This is a genomic window from Allobosea sp. 05T433, assembly GCF_056396065.1.
Window position 1 is genome coordinate 64,682 of sequence record NZ_JBFTKS010000011.1, and the last position, 15,266, is coordinate 79,947.

Sequence of the window (15,266 nt, forward strand, 5' to 3'; positions counted from 1 at the left end):
CGCGTAACAGGACGAATTTGAACACCATGACCGCGACCGTCGCCATCATCGGCCGGCCGAATGTCGGCAAATCGACGCTCTTCAACCGGCTCGTGGGCAAGAAGCTCGCTCTGGTCGATGACCGGCCGGGCGTGACCCGCGACCGGCGCGAAGGTGATGCCTCACTCGGCCATCTGCGCTTCCGCATCATCGATACCGCCGGACTCGAGGAGGCCGACAAGGACTCCCTTGCGGGCCGCATGCGCGCTCAGACCGAGACCGCGATCGCTCAGGCCGACGTGATCCTTTTCATGATCGATGCGCGGCTTGGCCTGACGCCGATGGACCAACCCTTCGCGGATCTGGTGCGCCGTTCTGGAAAGCCTGTGATCCTGCTCGCCAACAAGGCGGAAGGGAACAAGGGCAAGGACGGCACATTCGAGGCCTATGCGCTCGGGCTCGGCGACCCCGTTCCGTTCTCGGCCGAACATGGCGAAGGCACCGCGGATCTGCTCGAAGCGCTCGTGCCATTCATTGCCGACGAGCCAGACGAAGACGAGGACGATCAAGCCTGGGCCGAAGCTCCCGCCGCGGATCTCGATGAAGACAGCGACCCCAACAAGCCGCTGCGCGTCACCATTATCGGCCGCCCCAATGCCGGCAAGTCGACGCTGGTCAACCGGATGATTGGCGAAGACCGGCTGCTGACGGGACCGGAAGCCGGGATCACCCGAGACACCATCTCGGTTGACTGGGAGTGGCGCAGCCGCCCGGTCAAGCTCTTCGACACGGCGGGCATGCGCAAGCGCGCCCGCATCGAGGAGAAGCTCGAAAAGCTCTCGGTCGCCGATGCGCTTCGGGCCATTCGGTTCGCCGAAGTCGTCGTCGTCCTGCTCGATTCGACCATTCCCTTCGAGAAACAGGACCTGACGCTGGTCGACCTGACCGAGCGCGAAGGCCGGTCGGTTGTCATCGGGCTGAACAAGTGGGATCTCGTTGCCGACAAGCAAGGCCTGCTGGCCGAGCTCAAGGAGAAGGCGAACCATTTGCTGGCGCAGGTGCGCGGCGTGCAGATCGTTCCGCTGTCAGGTCTGGCGGGCGAGGGTATCGACCGGCTGATGCAGGCTGTCTTCGCCAGCTATGACGTCTGGAATCGCCGCGTCTCCACGGCGCGGATCAACCGCTGGCTCGAAGGCGTGCTCTCGGCTCACCCGCCTCCGGCCGTCGCCGGACGCCGCATCAAGATCCGCTATATGACGCAGGCAAAGGCGCGCCCGCCGACTTTCGCGCTGTTCGGCAACCAGCTCGACCATTTGCCGGTGTCCTATACGCGCTATCTCGTCAACAATCTGCGCGAGGCATTCGAGCTGCCGGGCACACCGATCCGCCTGCATACGCGCGGCGGTGACAATCCCTACGATCGCAACAAGCGCAAGTGAAGGTCACCGTCGTCGGCGCGGGCATTGGCGGCCTTGCGACGGCCTGGGCTCTCAGCGGACGTGGCCATGACGTAACGCTGCTCGAGCAGGCGCCGGTGATTCCCAATCCCTACGCCGCCTCGGGCGACCAGCATCGCATCATCCGTCGCGCCTATGGCAGTGCCGATGGCTATGCCCGCACCATCCCGGAGGCCTTCGCGGCATGGGACGAGATGTGGGCTGATCTCGGCCGGTCCCACCTCGCCAATTGCGGCGTTCTCGGCGTCTCGCTGCAGGAGGGCGACGAGGGCGAGCAGTATCGCGACGGGCTCGACCGGACGTCACAGCCTTATACGCTGCATGCGCCTGCCGAAGCCGCGACGCGCTGGCCCTTTCTCGATGCGGCAAGCCTCCGCTACGCCTATTTCAGTGCCGACGGCGGCGCTCTCTTTCCGGCACGGATTGCGGCGGATCTGCTCCGACTTCTGGCGGAACGCGGCGTCGCGATTCAGGCCAATGCGCGTGTTTCTGCCGTGGAGCCGGATGCCGGCGTCGCCATCCTTGACGATGGGGCGCGGATTGCTGCCGACCAGGTCGTGGTGACGGCTGGGGCCTGGGTGCTGCGCCTGTTCCCGGAACTCGGCGATGCGCTGAAGACCTACCGCACTGCGGTCGTCTATCTCGATCCGCCCGGGGATCTCCGTGACGCCTGGCAGCGTGCGCCTGCCATGGTCAGCGTCGGTGGCGACAGACACGGTTACATCCTGCCGCCGGTGGACGGGACCGAACTGAAGCTGGGCGCAGGAATCCATCGCCGCCCGAGAGAGCCCGACGAGGAGCGCGAGCCTCGTCCCGGGGAGGGCGAGCAGATCCGCGACTATTTTGCCCCGCCGCTCGCTCAGCTCGATGAGTATCGCGTCAAGCGTACCGCGACCTGCGCCTATACCTTCACCGAGGATGGCACATTCTTCGCGCGCCGGATTGGCAAGGCGCTCGCGGTCTCCGCATGTTCGGGGCATGGCTACAAATTTGGCGCCGCGGTCGGTCGACGGGTCGCGACTGCTCTGGAGAGCGGAGACGACGCCGCATTGTTCCGCTGGTTGCGGGCGGAGTAGGCCAGATGGAGGGGCGGATGCTCGAGACGGTCAGCGCCCTGTTCGTCAGCCCGGAAAACAAGGTTCTGCTCGGCTTGAGGGCATCCTGGAAGCGCGCATGGGCCGATCACTGGGATGCGATCGGTGGCCGGGTCGAACCGGGGGAAGGCCTCCAGGAAGCGCTTCTGCGCGAATGCCGTGAGGAAGTTGGCCTTGTCCCGACACGGTATCAGCTGGTGCTGTCGGAGCCGGAGCGCTTTCCGGAGCGCAATGGCGAGGCGCTGCACCACATCTACGTCGTGCATGCCTGGGCGGGCGGGGACGCGGTCAACCTCTGCGACGAGCATGTCGAGATACGCTGGTTTACGCTCGACGAGATGGCGGCGCTGCCAAACCTCACCATCCCCGATCTGATCACGCTGGCGCGTGCGGCGCCGCGCGCGGGAGACTGATTGCTCTCGAGCAGGGCATCAGACCGAAAAGTGGAATCCACCTCTCGGGGAAAATCCGATGCTGCCTAAAGAGAGGGATCGCCACTTTGCGCCCCCCAGGACGCGCGCCAATTTAGGCCGGCATTTGCGGGCTCAGTACCTTGCCCTGCGGAAAATCGAAAATCTTGCCGGTCTCCGCCCAATCGGGCGAGGCCAGGCGTACGAGATGCGGAGCGAGGTCTTCCGGGGTCTTCAGCGTCAGCGGATCCTCGCCMGGCATCGCTTCTTCCCGCATGCGGGTGCGCAGGGGGCCGGGGTTGACGATCATCACCTTGAGCGGGGTCGTCACGGTCTCGGCTGCATAGGTGCGCGCCATGGCCTCGACGGCCGCCTTCGAGATCGAGTACGGGCCCCAATAGGCCAGGCACTTATGCGCCGCACCTGACGACATCACGATGACCCGGCCCGAATCCGAGGCCTGCAGGGCCGGTTCGACCGATTTGATCAGGCGCCAGTTGGCCGTGACATTGGTTTCGAACACCTTGGCCCATTCCTTCGGCGAGGCATGGGTGAGCGGGGTCAGGGGGCCGAGGATGCCGGCATTGGCGAGCAGGATGTCGAGTTTGCCCCAGCGCTGCAGCAGAGCGGGGCCAAGCTTCTCGATCGCAGCCGCATCGCCGAGGTCGACAGGAACCAGCGTCGCACTGCCGCCAATGCCCTGAATCTCATCATCGAGTTCTTCAAGCGCGCCGGAGGTTCGCGCCAGAGCAACGACATGGGCGCCGGCATTGGCGAAGGCGAGGGCTGCGGCGCGGCCAATACCGCGCGACGCGCCAGTGACGAGCGCGACGCGCCCTGCGAGAGGCTTGGTCATCATAGACTCTTGTGATCAGCCGGCTTCGGCCAAGAGGGACAATTCCTGCTTGGCGCTCTCGCCGATGACGTCGGTCAGCGAGGTCGGGTAGTCGCCGGTGAAGCAATGGTCGGTGAATTGCGGCCGGGCGGGATCGCGCCGTTCATGCCCCATGGCGCGGTAAAGACCGTCGACCGAGAGAAAGGCGAGCGAATCCGCGCCGACGAACTGGCGCATCTCCTCAAGGGTATGCGTTGCCGCCAGCAGCTTCTCGCGGTCGGGCGTGTCGATGCCGTAGTAGTCGGGATGGGTGATCGGCGGCGACGAGATGCGGAAATGCACCTCGCGCGCTCCAGCCTCGCGCATCATCTTGACGATCTTGAACGAGGTCGTACCGCGCACGATCGAGTCGTCGACCAGAACGATACTCTTGCCCTCGACCACGCTGCGGTTGGCCGAATGCTTCAGCCGCACGCCGAGTTCGCGGACCTTCTGGGTCGGCTCGATGAAGGTGCGCCCGACATAATGGTTGCGGATAATGCCGAGCTCGAAGGGAACGCCGCTTGCCTGGGCAAAGCCCAGCGCCGCCGGCACGCCCGAATCCGGTACGGGCACGATCACATCGGCATTTGCCGGCGCTTCCGAGGCCAGCTGCGCGCCCATGCGCTTGCGACGTTCATAGATGCTCTGGCCCTTCACGATCGAGTCCGGCCGGGCGAAGTAGATATACTCGAAGATGCAGGGGCGTTCCGCAACCGGCGGGAAGGGCTTGTGGCTCTCGATGCCGTCCTCGGAGATGACGACGACTTCGCCGTTCTCGACCTCACGGACGAACTTGGCGCCGATGATGTCGAGCGCACAGGTCTCGGAGGTCAGGATCGGTGCCCCGTCGAGCTCGCCGAGCACGAGCGGGCGGATGCCCAACGGATCGCGAGCGCCAATCAACTTCTTGTTGGTGATGCCGACGAAGGCATAAGCGCCCTCGATCTGGCGGATGGCATCGACAAAACGATCGATGAAGCGGGTCTTGCGGCTGCGGGCGACAAGATGGAGCAGCACCTCCGTATCGGAGGTCGACTGATAGATCGCACCGTCACGGACAAGGTTGCGGCGCAGCGTCAGGCCGTTGGTGAGGTTGCCGTTATGCGCAACGGCAAAGCCGCCGCCATGCAGCTCGGCGAAGAGCGGCTGGACGTTTCGGAGGATCGTTTCCCCCGTTGTCGAATAGCGCACATGACCGATCGCCTGCGCGCCCTGGAGATTGTCGATGACCGAGGCTTCCGAAAACGCATCGCCGACAAGGCCGAGACGCCGCTCCGAATGGAAGCGCCTGCCGTCGAAGGTCACGATACCAGCCGCTTCCTGGCCACGATGCTGGAGAGCATGCAGGCCGAGCGCGGTCAGCGCGGCGGCATCGGCATGACCGAAGATGCCGAAGACGCCGCATTCCTCGCGCAGCCGGTCGGCATAGGGATCGAAGGCGTCGTGGGTCTCGGGTTGAGACGTCATTACGGGCTCCATACGCTGTAACACGGCTGCGTTACGCTCCAATTACGGACGAGTTTGGGCAGGCGTTCCCGGGCGGGTGCCTTCGATCGCACGCTGTAGCGCCTGGCGGTCGTTGGCGTTCGGCACTTCAGTGCGGCGCTGCGGGTCAGCGGTCGGGCTCGCCGGTGGGCGCGGCTCCTCGGCCGGCGCCTCGGCGGGCTCTTCGCCGGTCTTGGGCTTCAGCAGCTTCTTGACGAAGTCAGAATTGATGTCCTGCGGCAGCATCGTCAAAAGCGAGCGGCCGGTCTCTTCGAGGATCGGCTTGGCCTTGGCGTCCTTTGCCCAGGTCGGGAGATTCTTGTCGCCCATCAGCGCGGTGAAGAACACGTAACCGATCACCGCCAGCAGCAGCCCGCGGGCGGCGCCGAAGACAAAGCCGAGCGTCCGGTCGAGCGCGCCGATACGCGAGTCGAGGACGAAATCGGAAATCCGGGCAGTCACGAGCGACACGATGATCAAGGTTACCAGGAACAGGGCCGCGATCACGGCGACCAACGCGATGGTCTGGTTCGGGATATGTTGCTGCGCCAGCGGCAGGAGCTGGGGATGAAACACCCAAGCCACCACAGCTGCCGTCGCCCAGGACGCGATAGCCAACACTTCTCGTGTCAGCCCGCGCACAGCGGCCAGCAACGCCGAGATCAGAACCACGCCGATGACGACGAGATCGAGGATTGTGACAGGCATGTAGGAAGCCGCTTCTCTAGCATCTAGGGGTGGCCCGCAAGAAATGGGCTGGCCGCAACGATTTTGCTATACGCGTTCGAAGGGGTTCCGTCACCCTTGGGGGCGGTTCATTTCACATCCCTGCGAGGAGCGCGAGCCGCGATATCGGCGACGAGCTCCGCAACATGCCCGAAACGGCGCAGTCCCAGCCCGCTGCCATCGCCGAAATCTGCTCCACCTGCGGGAAAGAGTGCAGCCTCGAAGCCGAGCTTGGCAGCCTCGCGCAAGCGGGCAGCCGTGACGGAAACCGGACGAATCGCCCCCGACAGTGCGATCTCGCCAAAATAAACGCCTTCGGCCGGCAGAATCGCTCCGGTCAGCGAGGAGATCAGCGAGGCGGCAACCGCCAGATCCGCGGCCGGCTCGTTGACCCGCAGGCCGCCGGCTACGTTGAGATAGACATCATGCTGGCCGAGCCTTAGGCCGCCATGGGTTTCGAGCACGGCAAGCACCATCGCGAGACGGCTGTTCTCCCAGCCGACGACAGCGCGCCGCGGCGTGCCAAGTGAGGTCGGCGAGACCAGCGCCTGGATCTCGACCAGCACCGGCCGCGTGCCCTCAACTCCGGCGAAGACCGCGGCCCCAGGGGCGGCCTGATCCCGGCCCGCCAGGAAAAGGGCCGATGGATTGGTGACTTCCGACAATCCCTTGCCGGTCATCTCGAAGACGCCGATCTCGTCAGTTGCTCCGAAGCGGTTCTTCTGCCCGCGCAGGACGCGGAAGGCATGTGCGCCTTCGCCCTCGAAGGAGAGAACGGCGTCGACCATATGCTCGACCACACGCGGCCCGGCGATCTGACCGTCCTTAGTGACATGGCCTACGAGGATCAGGCAGGCGCCGCTGGTCTTGGCATAGCGGATCAATGCCTGGGCCGAGCCTCGTACCTGCGTCACTGTGCCCGGCGCGCTTTCAACCTCGCCCGACCACATGGTCTGGATCGAATCGATCACGACGAGGGCCGGACGCTGACCCTGATTGAGGGTGGCGACGATGTCCTCGACATTGGTTTCTGCAGCGAGGTCGACCGGCGCATCGGCGAGGCCCATGCGTTCGGCCCGCAGGCGGACCTGCCCGGTCGATTCTTCGCCCGAGACATAGACGACGCGATGGCCGCCATTGGCGAGCGCCGCACAAGCCTGCATCAGCAGGGTCGATTTGCCGATGCCGGGATCGCCGCCGATCAACAGCACAGAGCCGGGCACGAAACCGCCACCGGTGACGCGGTCGAGCTCACCGATGCCGGCGACAATGCGGGGAGCATCCTGTGTCTCGCCTTTGAGCGTCTCGAGCGCAAAGACACGGCCCCGCGCGCGGCCGTTCGACGAGCCGCGTCCGCCCGGCACCGGCGCAGCCTGCGCTTCCTCGCTGAGCGACGACCATGTGCCGCAGGCGTCGCATTTGCCCTGCCAGCGATGATAGACTGCGCCGCAGGCTTGGCAGGTATAGGTTGGACCGCGTTTCGCCATTCGGCACTAGAGCCCGACATAGCGGCGCGCATAGCGCCCGCCCAGCCCGGTCAGGATCTCGTAGCCGATGGTCTTGGCTCCAGCGCCCACCGTCTCGATGTCGAGCGGCCCGCCGATCAGCGTCACCGGCGCGCCCCGCACGGCGGCAGCGGCAGGCGCATCCGTGACATCGATGATGATCAGGTCCATCGAAACCGTGCCGACGAAGGGGCAGGTAACGCCGCCAACGATCGCCGAACCGCCGGTGCTGCTATCCGTCCAGCTCGCATTGCGCGGGTAGCCATCGGCATAGCCGAGGCAGATCGTGGCGAGCTTGCGCGGCCCCGGTGCGGTCCAGCGGCCGTTATAGCCCACCTGCGTGCCGGCCTGGACCTCGCGCAGTTGGAGAATGCGTGCCTCCAGCCCGATGACAGGCTGCATCGGGTTCGGCTGGTTCGGCGTCGGGTTGCCGCCATAGAGTGCGTAGCCCGGCCGGGTGAGCTGATAGGATGGGACATCCTTGAGGAAATGACCCGAAGAGTTCTTCAGCGAGGCGGGAATGCCGGGGAAGGCGGCTGCAATATCGGCGAAGGCTGCGGCCTGTCGCGCGTTGGCTGGATCGGCCTCATCCTCGGATGAGGCGAAATKCGACATCACAAGACCGATGCCTGCGGCCGTGATCGTGCCTGAGCGCTCACGCGCGAGGTTCAAGCCTTCGCCGGCCCAGAGCCCGAGCCGGTTCATCGCGGTGTCGACATGCAGTGCCGCCGACCTGACCGCGGCTCCGCCCTGGCGGAAAGCGGCCCATTCGAGCAGTTCTTCATGCGAACCGAGCACCGGTGACAGGCCGTGCAGGGCAAAGTGGCCGCAGGTTTCCGGCAAGAGGCCGTTCAGCACATAGATCGCCGCGTCCGGATCCACGGCTCGTGCCCGAATGCCCTCGGACAGATGGGCGACGAAGAACGTCCGGCAGCCGGCCTTGGCGAGAGCTGTGACCGCTGGCTCGATGCCGATGCCATAGGCGTCGGCCTTGACCACGGCGCTGGTCTCGGCCCCGCTGGCACGCTGTCCGAGCGCACGCCAATTCGCTACCAGCGCCCCGAGATCGATCGTCAGTGTCGCGCCGGCCATGCCGGCATCCGGGGTATCGAAGGCGGTCATATCTGTTCCGGCAAATGGGCTTCTTCGGCGCGGTCGGAGAAGCGTGTGACGTCGGCATCGAACTGCAGGGCGATGGTGCCGGTCGGGCCGTGACGCTGTTTGCCGATGATCAACTCGGCGAGACCATGGGCCACCTCCATCTCGTTGAGCCAGGTCGCATGTTCCGGCGTGCCGGCACGCGGTTCCTTGCCCTTGAGGTAATATTCCTCGCGATAGACGAACATCACGACGTCAGCGTCCTGCTCGATCGAGCCCGATTCGCGCAGGTCCGAGAGCTGGGGCCGCTTGTCGTCGCGGTTCTCGACCTGGCGCGAGAGCTGCGAGAGCGCGATGATCGGTACCGAGAGTTCCTTGGCCAGCGCCTTCAGGCTGGTCGTGATCTCGGTCAGTTCCTGCACGCGGTTCTCGCCCTTCTTGGCCGAGCCCGAGAGCAGCTGGAGGTAGTCGATGAAGAGAGCATCGAGCCCCTTCTGGCGCTTCAGCCGTCGCGCGCGCGCCATCAGTTGGGCGATCGAGAGGCCACCGGTCTGGTCGATATAGAGCGGCAGTTTCTCGATCTGGTTTGCGACATCGGCCAGCCGCGCGAAATCGCCTTCGGAGATGCGGCCCTGCCTGATCTTGTATGACGAGATGCCCGATTGTTCGGCGACGATACGGGTCGCGAGCTGGTCGGCCGACATTTCGAGTGAGAAGAAGGCGACGATACCGCCGTCGACGGATTTGAGCGAACCGTCATCCTGTCGCTCGCCGCGCCAGGCCTTGGCGATGTTGAACGCGATATTGGTCGCAAGCGAGGTCTTGCCCATGGCCGGGCGACCGGCCAGCACGATCAGGTCCGAGCGCTGCAGGCCGCCCATGCGCGCGTCGAGATCGCGGAGGCCGGACGAGATGCCTGAGAGACCGCCGGCGCGCTGGTAGGCGCTCGCCGCCATGTCGATCGCGAGGCGAAGCGCGCCATCGAATTTCTGGAACCCGCCCTCGTAGCGGCCCTTCTCGGCCAGTTCATAGAGCCGACGCTCGGCTTCCTCGATCTGCTCGCGAGGCGCCATCTCGACCGGTGCGTCATAGGCGACGTTGACCAGATCCTCACCGACGCCAATGAGCAGGCGCCGGATGGCGAGTTCGTAGATGGTGCGCCCGTAATCCTGCGCGTTGATGATGGTCGTGGCCTCGGCCGCGAGGCGCGCGAGATATTGCGAGGCCGTGATGCCGCCAAGATCGATCTCGGCGAGAAATGTCTTCAACGTGATCGGCGTCGCGATCTTGCCCGCTCGGATCAAACTCGCGGTCAACTCGAAGATGCGCTGGTGGATCGGCTCGAAGAAATGGTCCTGCAGCAGGAAGTCCGAGACGCGGTAGAACGCGTCGTTATTGACCAGGATTGCACCCAGCAGCGCCTGCTCAGCCTCGATATTATGGGGCTGGACGCGATACTCCGCCTCTTGACTGTCGAGACGGGCAACGAGGGCGGTGGCAGTGGCCATGATCTGCGGGCAAGCTCGGCTGAGATGAGTCGGATAAAATGTACTCTAGCACCCTGACGCCCGATGCCAGCAGGCAATGCGGCTTCCTCCCGATCTTCACACCCCTCCAACGAAAAGGGCGCCGTGTTGCCACGGCGCCCTTGACTCATGGTTAGACGAGGTCGTCTCAGCGATCGTCGTTGTCGCCGGCCTCGGCCAGTGCCGCGCCGACCTCGAGACCGAGATCGTCGAGATCGAACTCCTCGCGAGCCGTGACGTTCTCACCGCGGACCTGGCGCTCGGCCTCTTCAGCGGAACGGGCGATGTTGATGGTGACGGTGACCGAAACCTCAGGATGCAGCACGACCGGAACGGTGTGCAGACCGAGCGTCTTGATCGGCGCGTTCAGGGTGATCTGGCTACGGTCGACGCTGAAGCCGTCCGCGGTCAGGGCCTCGGCGATGTCGCGGGTCGAGACCGAACCGTAGAGCACGCCGGACTCGCCCGACTGACGCAGCATCACGACCGAGTGGCCGTTCAGCGTCTCGGCGACCGAATCGGCCTCCTTCTTGAGCTCGAGATTGCGGGTCTCGAGCTGGGCGCGCTGCGTCTCGAAGCGCTTCCTGTTCTCTTCGGTGGCGCGCAGCGCCTTGCCGCGGGGCAGCAGGAAATTACGGCCGAAGCCGTCACGCACGCGGACGACTTCGCCCATCTGGCCGAGCTTGGCGACGCGTTCGAGCAGGATCACTTCCATTGGTCTTCTCCTTCTTGTGTTTGATGTCAGGCGTTAGGCATGGGTGGAACGGTGGGTGGGGCCTTTCGGCGCCCCAGCAGAGAATCGACGATGCCGGCAAGCGACAGCAGCGGTGTCAGCAGGGCCTGCATGATGACGAGCGCGAGATAGACCGAGATCAGCGCCGGCCCGCGCCAGGCTTTGCCGCGCGTCAGATCGTGGATGGTGGCCAGCCCGCTGAACATGAAGGCAGCGAGGAGTGCGCCGGTCATCGCAGCTCCGGCGACGCCGATGAAACCGCCGAGCGTGCCTATCGCCATTGCCAGGCCAAGCAGGATCAGCGCCTGGCGGGGAACCGTCGTTGCCGGAATGAAAGGCCACGGGCGCGGCAGCCGGCCGGAGACCTGCACTGCCTTGGCCGCAAGCCAGAGATTGGCGACGATCGTCGTGACGAAGGACGCGCCGATCCCGACGGGGACCGCGGGCGCGAGCGTCAGCGCAAGCTCGGAAACCTTCACATCTGCTGGCAAGGCGATGAGGCGGCTGCGCACCATCTCGGAGAGCAGGTTCTCGATGACGCGTGCGATCACCGTGCGATAGGTGTCGTAGTCCGTGGTCATCACGAGAGCGCTGCCAACGGTTGTCAGCGCGGCTATTGCGGCGATCCAGACCAGAAGATGACCGAGCGGATACCACTCGGCACCGCCCGTGCCGTCATGACGGGCAAGAAGCGCGAGGTAGGCAATCCACCAGGCTGGCAGCGCGACGATCAGCGCATAATTCAGCCCGGCGGCAAAGCTGAGCGCGATCATGCCGGCGATCGCGCCGGCTGCGGTCGCAACAAGCCCGGCGCGATGATTCCAGCCGAGTGCCGCGATGAAGATCGGAAGAGGGGCTGCGGAATACAGCAGAATAGCCAGCGGCGATCCGGTGATCACCACTGCGAAAAGAAGGGCCGAGACAAGGCCCGCACCGATGCCGACGATCGGAAGCATTCTTCGTCCTGCTGTCCCGCTGCTCGAAAATGGCAGGGTGAGAGGCATCTTGCCTCAACATACCCGGCGGGATTTCACCGCTGGGCGACTAGGGGTTCGGCCATCGCCGGTGCAAGGCACCGGCGATGGGTCGCAATCCGCTTAGCGGATGACGTAGGGCAGCAGGCCCAGGAAGCGGGCGCGCTTGATCGCCTGGGCGAGCTCACGCTGCTTCTTGGCCGAAACGGCCGTGATACGCGACGGCACGATCTTGCCGCGCTCGGAGATGTAGCGCGAAAGCAGGCGCACATCCTTGTAGTCGATCTTCGGAGCGCCTTCGCCCGAGAACGGGCAGGACTTGCGGCGGCGGAAGAAGGGGCGGCGGGCGCCGGCGGAAGCGGTCGACATGGCTTAGGCCTCCGTGCCGGTGGTTTCGGTGGTCTCGTCTTCGCGACGCGGACGGTCACGGCGCGGGCCGCGATCGAAACGGTCGCCGCCACGCTCGAAGCGGTCACCGCCGCGCTCGCCGCGGTCGTCACGATCGCGCTTCTGCAGCATGGCCGACTGGCCTTCCTCGAGCTCCTCGACGCGGATCGTCAGGAAGCGCAGGACGTCTTCGTTGATGCGCATCTGGCGCTCCATCTCCAGCACGGCGGCGGAGGGAGCGTCGATGTTCAGCAGCGAGTAATGAGCCTTGCGGTTCTTGCGGATGCGATACCCGAGCGACTTCACGCCCCAGTACTCGGTCTTGGTGACCGAGCCGCCATTCGCCTCGATGATGCCCTTGAACTGTTCGACAAGAGCTTCGACTTGCTGCGCGCTGACATCCTGCCGCGCGAGCAGCACATGCTCGTACAATGCCATTATGGCCTTCCTTTGTTTTACCCTGTTTCGCTCGGCGCGGAGCCCTCCGAGCCCTGGATAAGGCCCGACAGGATTTCATCGAAGGCGGAGACACGGGATGGCGGTTCGAGAGCCGAACCTGCGGATGCTTGATAAGCGCCCGCCATCCGTTCAGCCTCCGGCCGAACAAACAGGAGGCGGCTGATACAGCGTCGTGGCCATTTCCGCAAGCCAAATCACTGCACAGGTGGCCGCGAATTCTCCAGCAAAGCTTGACTTGGCCTCCCAAGCAATGTGAGAGCGCCGTCGCGATGACTAATTTATGAACATCGGGATTTTCTCAGCATGACAACCGCGTTCATCTTTCCCGGCCAGGGCTCTCAGGCCGTCGGCATGGGCAAGACCTTGGCCGACGCCTTTCCGGTGGCCAGGGCAGTCTTTGCCGAGGTCGACGACGCCCTGTCGCAGAAGCTTTCGGCGATCATGTGGGATGGTCCTGCCGAGGAGTTGACGCTGACCGCCAATGCTCAGCCTGCCCTGATGGCTGTGAGTCTTGCCGTGATCCGCGTCCTTGAGGCGGAGGCGGGCCTGTCGCTGCAGCGCGATGCGGCCTTCGTGGCCGGCCACTCGCTCGGCGAGTATTCTGCGCTGGCGGCTGCCGGCAGCTTCTCGATTGCGGATGCTGCGCGCTTGTTGCGGATTCGCGGCGACGCCATGCAGAAGGCTGTGCCGGCAGGCGAGGGGGCGATGGCAGCGCTGCTCGGGGTCGAGCTCGAACAGGCGCGCGAGATTGCCAGGGATGCAGCGCAAGGCGAGGCCTGCGAAGCTGCCAATGACAATGGTGGCGGACAGGTCGTTCTCTCCGGCAGCAAGGCGGCGATCGAGCGGGCTATTGCGCTCTCCGGGCAGCGCGGCGTCAAGCGCGCCCTGCCACTACCGGTATCAGCGCCCTTCCATTGCGCGCTGATGCAACCTGCCGCCGATGCTATGCGCGAGGCCCTGGCAAGGGTCGCTCTGGCGGCGCCGGTTGTTCCGGTGATGGCCAATGTCGGAGCTGCTCCGCTGAGCGACCCGGATGCGATCCGCGCGTCGCTGGTGGCGCAGGTGACGGGAACCGTGCGCTGGCGCGAATGCGTGCAGGCTATGGCCGATGCCGGCGTGACCCGTTTCGTCGAGGCAGGCAGCGGTAAGGTGCTGGCCGGCTTGGTCAAGCGTATCGCAGCCGGCACGAGTGCGGTTTCGCTCGGCGCCGCCGACGATATCCGCAATTACAGTGCCCAGAACGGGTGAGCCGGCAGGATGCCGGGTCGATATAAAGAGGAGGCAGCATGTTTGACCTGACGGGGAAGAAAGCCCTGGTCACCGGCGCGACCGGAGGGCTGGGCGGCGCGATCGCCCGCACGCTCCACGGCCTCGGTGCCAGCGTCGCTCTGTCCGGCACGCGGGTCGAGGCGCTCGAGGCTCTCGCAGCCGAGTTTGGCGAGCGCGTCGTGATTGCGCCCTGCAACCTGTCGGACAAGGATTCGGTCGAGGCGCTCGTCCCGACTGCTGAGGAGAAGCTCGGGGGGCTCGATATCCTCGTCAACAATGCTGGCGTGACGCGCGACAATCTTTTCCTCCGCCTCAAGGACGAGGACTGGGACAGCGTGATCGCCGTCAATCTGACCGCAGCATTCCGGCTGTCGCGGGCGGCCGTGAAGACGATGATGCGCCGCCGCTATGGCCGCATCGTTTCGATCGGTTCGGTCGTCGGCGTCACCGGCAATCCCGGGCAGGGCAATTACGCCGCCTCGAAAGCCGGGCTGATCGGGATGTCCAAGGCGCTGGCGGCGGAAGTCGCCAGCCGCAACATCACGGTGAATGTCGTTGCACCGGGCTTCATCGAGTCGCCGATGACGCAGGCGCTCAACGACAAGCAGCGCGAAGGCATCCTCGCCGACGTGCCGATGGGCCGATTGGGTGTGGGTGACGATGTTGCTGCAGCTGTCGCTTATCTCGCCAGCAACGAGGCCGCTTACGTGACCGGGCAGACGCTTCACGTCAACGGTGGAATGGCAATGATTTGAAGGTCTTGAGAAGGTTCTTTGTAACCTTCCCAGATCGGTTTGCGGCTCTCGTCAGCTATCGACGAGTGTGTTAACTAGCGCCGTCGCGCTGCAGCGCGCGTGCTCGGGGGGACTTGACGCGAACCCTGTTGTTGCGTTTGTGCAGCCTTAAGAGTTCCGCCCCGGCGGCATTCCGGAAGGGGTGCCGGGTGGCGGGAGCGGTTCCCTACACGCATCGCGATCCAGCGATGCGTTTCAAGCTTTGAGGAAAAGATCCATGAGCGATGTCGCCGAGCGCGTGAAGAAGATCGTGATCGAGCATCTCGGCGTCGAACCCGAGAAGGTCGTCGAAGGCGCCAACTTCATTGAAGATCTGGGTGCCGACAGCCTCGATACGGTCGAGCTCGTGATGGCTTTCGAGGAAGAGTTCGGCGTCGAGATTCCGGACGATGCTGCCGAGACGATCGTCACGGTCGGCGACGCCGTCAAGTTCCTCTCGAAGAGCGCCTGATCGGCCTCTGGCCGTTACTGCATCATGAGCCCACGCAGCTAC

The 15,266-nt window shown here is 64.9% G+C and carries 16 protein-coding genes; 6 read left to right on the plus strand and 10 right to left on the minus strand.

The genetic code is table 11. The features are described from left to right. Window positions 1-26: 26 nt before the first annotated feature. Genes der through AC1DGP_RS16905 form a run of 3 tightly spaced genes read left to right on the plus strand, consistent with a single transcriptional unit; the run spans window position 27 to window position 2,943 of the window. A complete protein-coding gene (gene der / locus AC1DGP_RS16895; RefSeq protein ID WP_441491860.1) occupies window positions 27-1,418 on the plus strand; it encodes a ribosome biogenesis GTPase Der in 1,392 nt (463 codons plus the stop codon). Next, window positions 1,415-2,512 carry an NAD(P)/FAD-dependent oxidoreductase gene (locus AC1DGP_RS16900; RefSeq protein WP_476832326.1) on the plus strand — a complete coding sequence of 366 codons (1,098 nt, stop codon included), beginning with the start codon at window positions 1,415-1,417 and terminating at the stop codon, window positions 2,510-2,512. The genes der and AC1DGP_RS16900 overlap by 4 nt, the downstream gene beginning before the upstream one ends. 17 nt (window positions 2,513-2,529) lie before the next feature. Beyond that, window positions 2,530-2,943: an NUDIX hydrolase gene (locus AC1DGP_RS16905; RefSeq protein WP_476770024.1), complete on the plus strand. Its 414-nt coding sequence runs from the start codon at window positions 2,530-2,532 to the stop codon at window positions 2,941-2,943. A 112-nt stretch (window positions 2,944-3,055) separates the two neighbouring features. Here the strand turns inward: AC1DGP_RS16905 and AC1DGP_RS16910 are convergent, their stop codons facing one another. The 10 genes from AC1DGP_RS16910 to rpsF all read right to left on the minus strand — a co-directional run bounded on the left by AC1DGP_RS16910 (window position 3,056) and on the right by rpsF (window position 12,689). Further along, complete coding sequence (locus AC1DGP_RS16910) at window positions 3,056-3,799, minus strand: SDR family NAD(P)-dependent oxidoreductase (protein ID WP_441491857.1); 744 nt, start codon at window positions 3,797-3,799, stop codon at window positions 3,056-3,058. A gap of 12 nt (window positions 3,800-3,811) precedes the next feature. After that, window positions 3,812-5,284 (minus strand): amidophosphoribosyltransferase, encoded by a 1,473-nt coding sequence (gene purF, locus AC1DGP_RS16915; protein WP_476775416.1) that lies wholly within the window; start codon window positions 5,282-5,284, stop codon window positions 3,812-3,814. Between the two features lie 42 nt (window positions 5,285-5,326). After that, window positions 5,327-6,010, minus strand: coding sequence for a CvpA family protein (locus AC1DGP_RS16920; RefSeq protein ID WP_441505517.1), 684 nt, complete (start codon window positions 6,008-6,010; stop codon window positions 5,327-5,329). A gap of 107 nt (window positions 6,011-6,117) precedes the next feature. Further along, entirely contained in the window at window positions 6,118-7,515 is a 1,398-nt protein-coding gene (gene radA, locus AC1DGP_RS16925; protein ID WP_441491854.1) for a DNA repair protein RadA, read from the minus strand. A 6-nt stretch (window positions 7,516-7,521) separates the two neighbouring features. Then, on the minus strand, window positions 7,522-8,655 hold the full coding sequence (gene alr / locus AC1DGP_RS16930; RefSeq protein WP_476832327.1) for an alanine racemase: 1,134 nt from the start codon (window positions 8,653-8,655) through the stop codon (window positions 7,522-7,524). Further along, the gene (locus AC1DGP_RS16935; protein WP_069880684.1) at window positions 8,652-10,139 is read right to left on the minus strand and encodes a replicative DNA helicase; all 1,488 of its coding nucleotides are present in this window, start codon (window positions 10,137-10,139) and stop codon (window positions 8,652-8,654) included. Before AC1DGP_RS16935 ends, alr begins: the two co-directional genes overlap by 4 nt. 166 nt (window positions 10,140-10,305) lie before the next feature. Next, window positions 10,306-10,872 carry a 50S ribosomal protein L9 gene (rplI, locus tag AC1DGP_RS16940; RefSeq protein ID WP_441491852.1) on the minus strand — a complete coding sequence of 189 codons (567 nt, stop codon included), beginning with the start codon at window positions 10,870-10,872 and terminating at the stop codon, window positions 10,306-10,308. A 26-nt stretch (window positions 10,873-10,898) separates the two neighbouring features. Then, window positions 10,899-11,846 carry a DUF2232 domain-containing protein gene (locus AC1DGP_RS16945; RefSeq protein ID WP_441505519.1) on the minus strand — a complete coding sequence of 316 codons (948 nt, stop codon included), beginning with the start codon at window positions 11,844-11,846 and terminating at the stop codon, window positions 10,899-10,901. 141 nt (window positions 11,847-11,987) lie between these two features. Beyond that, complete coding sequence (rpsR, locus tag AC1DGP_RS16950; RefSeq protein ID WP_038367644.1) at window positions 11,988-12,233, minus strand: 30S ribosomal protein S18; 246 nt, start codon at window positions 12,231-12,233, stop codon at window positions 11,988-11,990. A gap of 3 nt (window positions 12,234-12,236) precedes the next feature. Then, window positions 12,237-12,689: a 30S ribosomal protein S6 gene (rpsF, locus tag AC1DGP_RS16955; protein WP_113518472.1), complete on the minus strand. Its 453-nt coding sequence runs from the start codon at window positions 12,687-12,689 to the stop codon at window positions 12,237-12,239. A gap of 324 nt (window positions 12,690-13,013) precedes the next feature. Between rpsF and fabD the strand changes: the two genes are divergently transcribed. The 3 genes from fabD (at window position 13,014) to AC1DGP_RS16970 (ending at window position 15,224) form a co-directional block, all read left to right on the plus strand. Further along, window positions 13,014-13,958: an ACP S-malonyltransferase gene (gene fabD, locus AC1DGP_RS16960; RefSeq protein ID WP_441505520.1), complete on the plus strand. Its 945-nt coding sequence runs from the start codon at window positions 13,014-13,016 to the stop codon at window positions 13,956-13,958. Window positions 13,959-13,996: 38 nt separating this feature from the next. After that, entirely contained in the window at window positions 13,997-14,734 is a 738-nt protein-coding gene (gene fabG / locus AC1DGP_RS16965; RefSeq protein WP_476775414.1) for a 3-oxoacyl-[acyl-carrier-protein] reductase, read from the plus strand. A gap of 256 nt (window positions 14,735-14,990) precedes the next feature. Further along, window positions 14,991-15,224 carry an acyl carrier protein gene (locus AC1DGP_RS16970; RefSeq protein ID WP_043236751.1) on the plus strand — a complete coding sequence of 78 codons (234 nt, stop codon included), beginning with the start codon at window positions 14,991-14,993 and terminating at the stop codon, window positions 15,222-15,224. Window positions 15,225-15,266 lie beyond the last annotated feature (42 nt).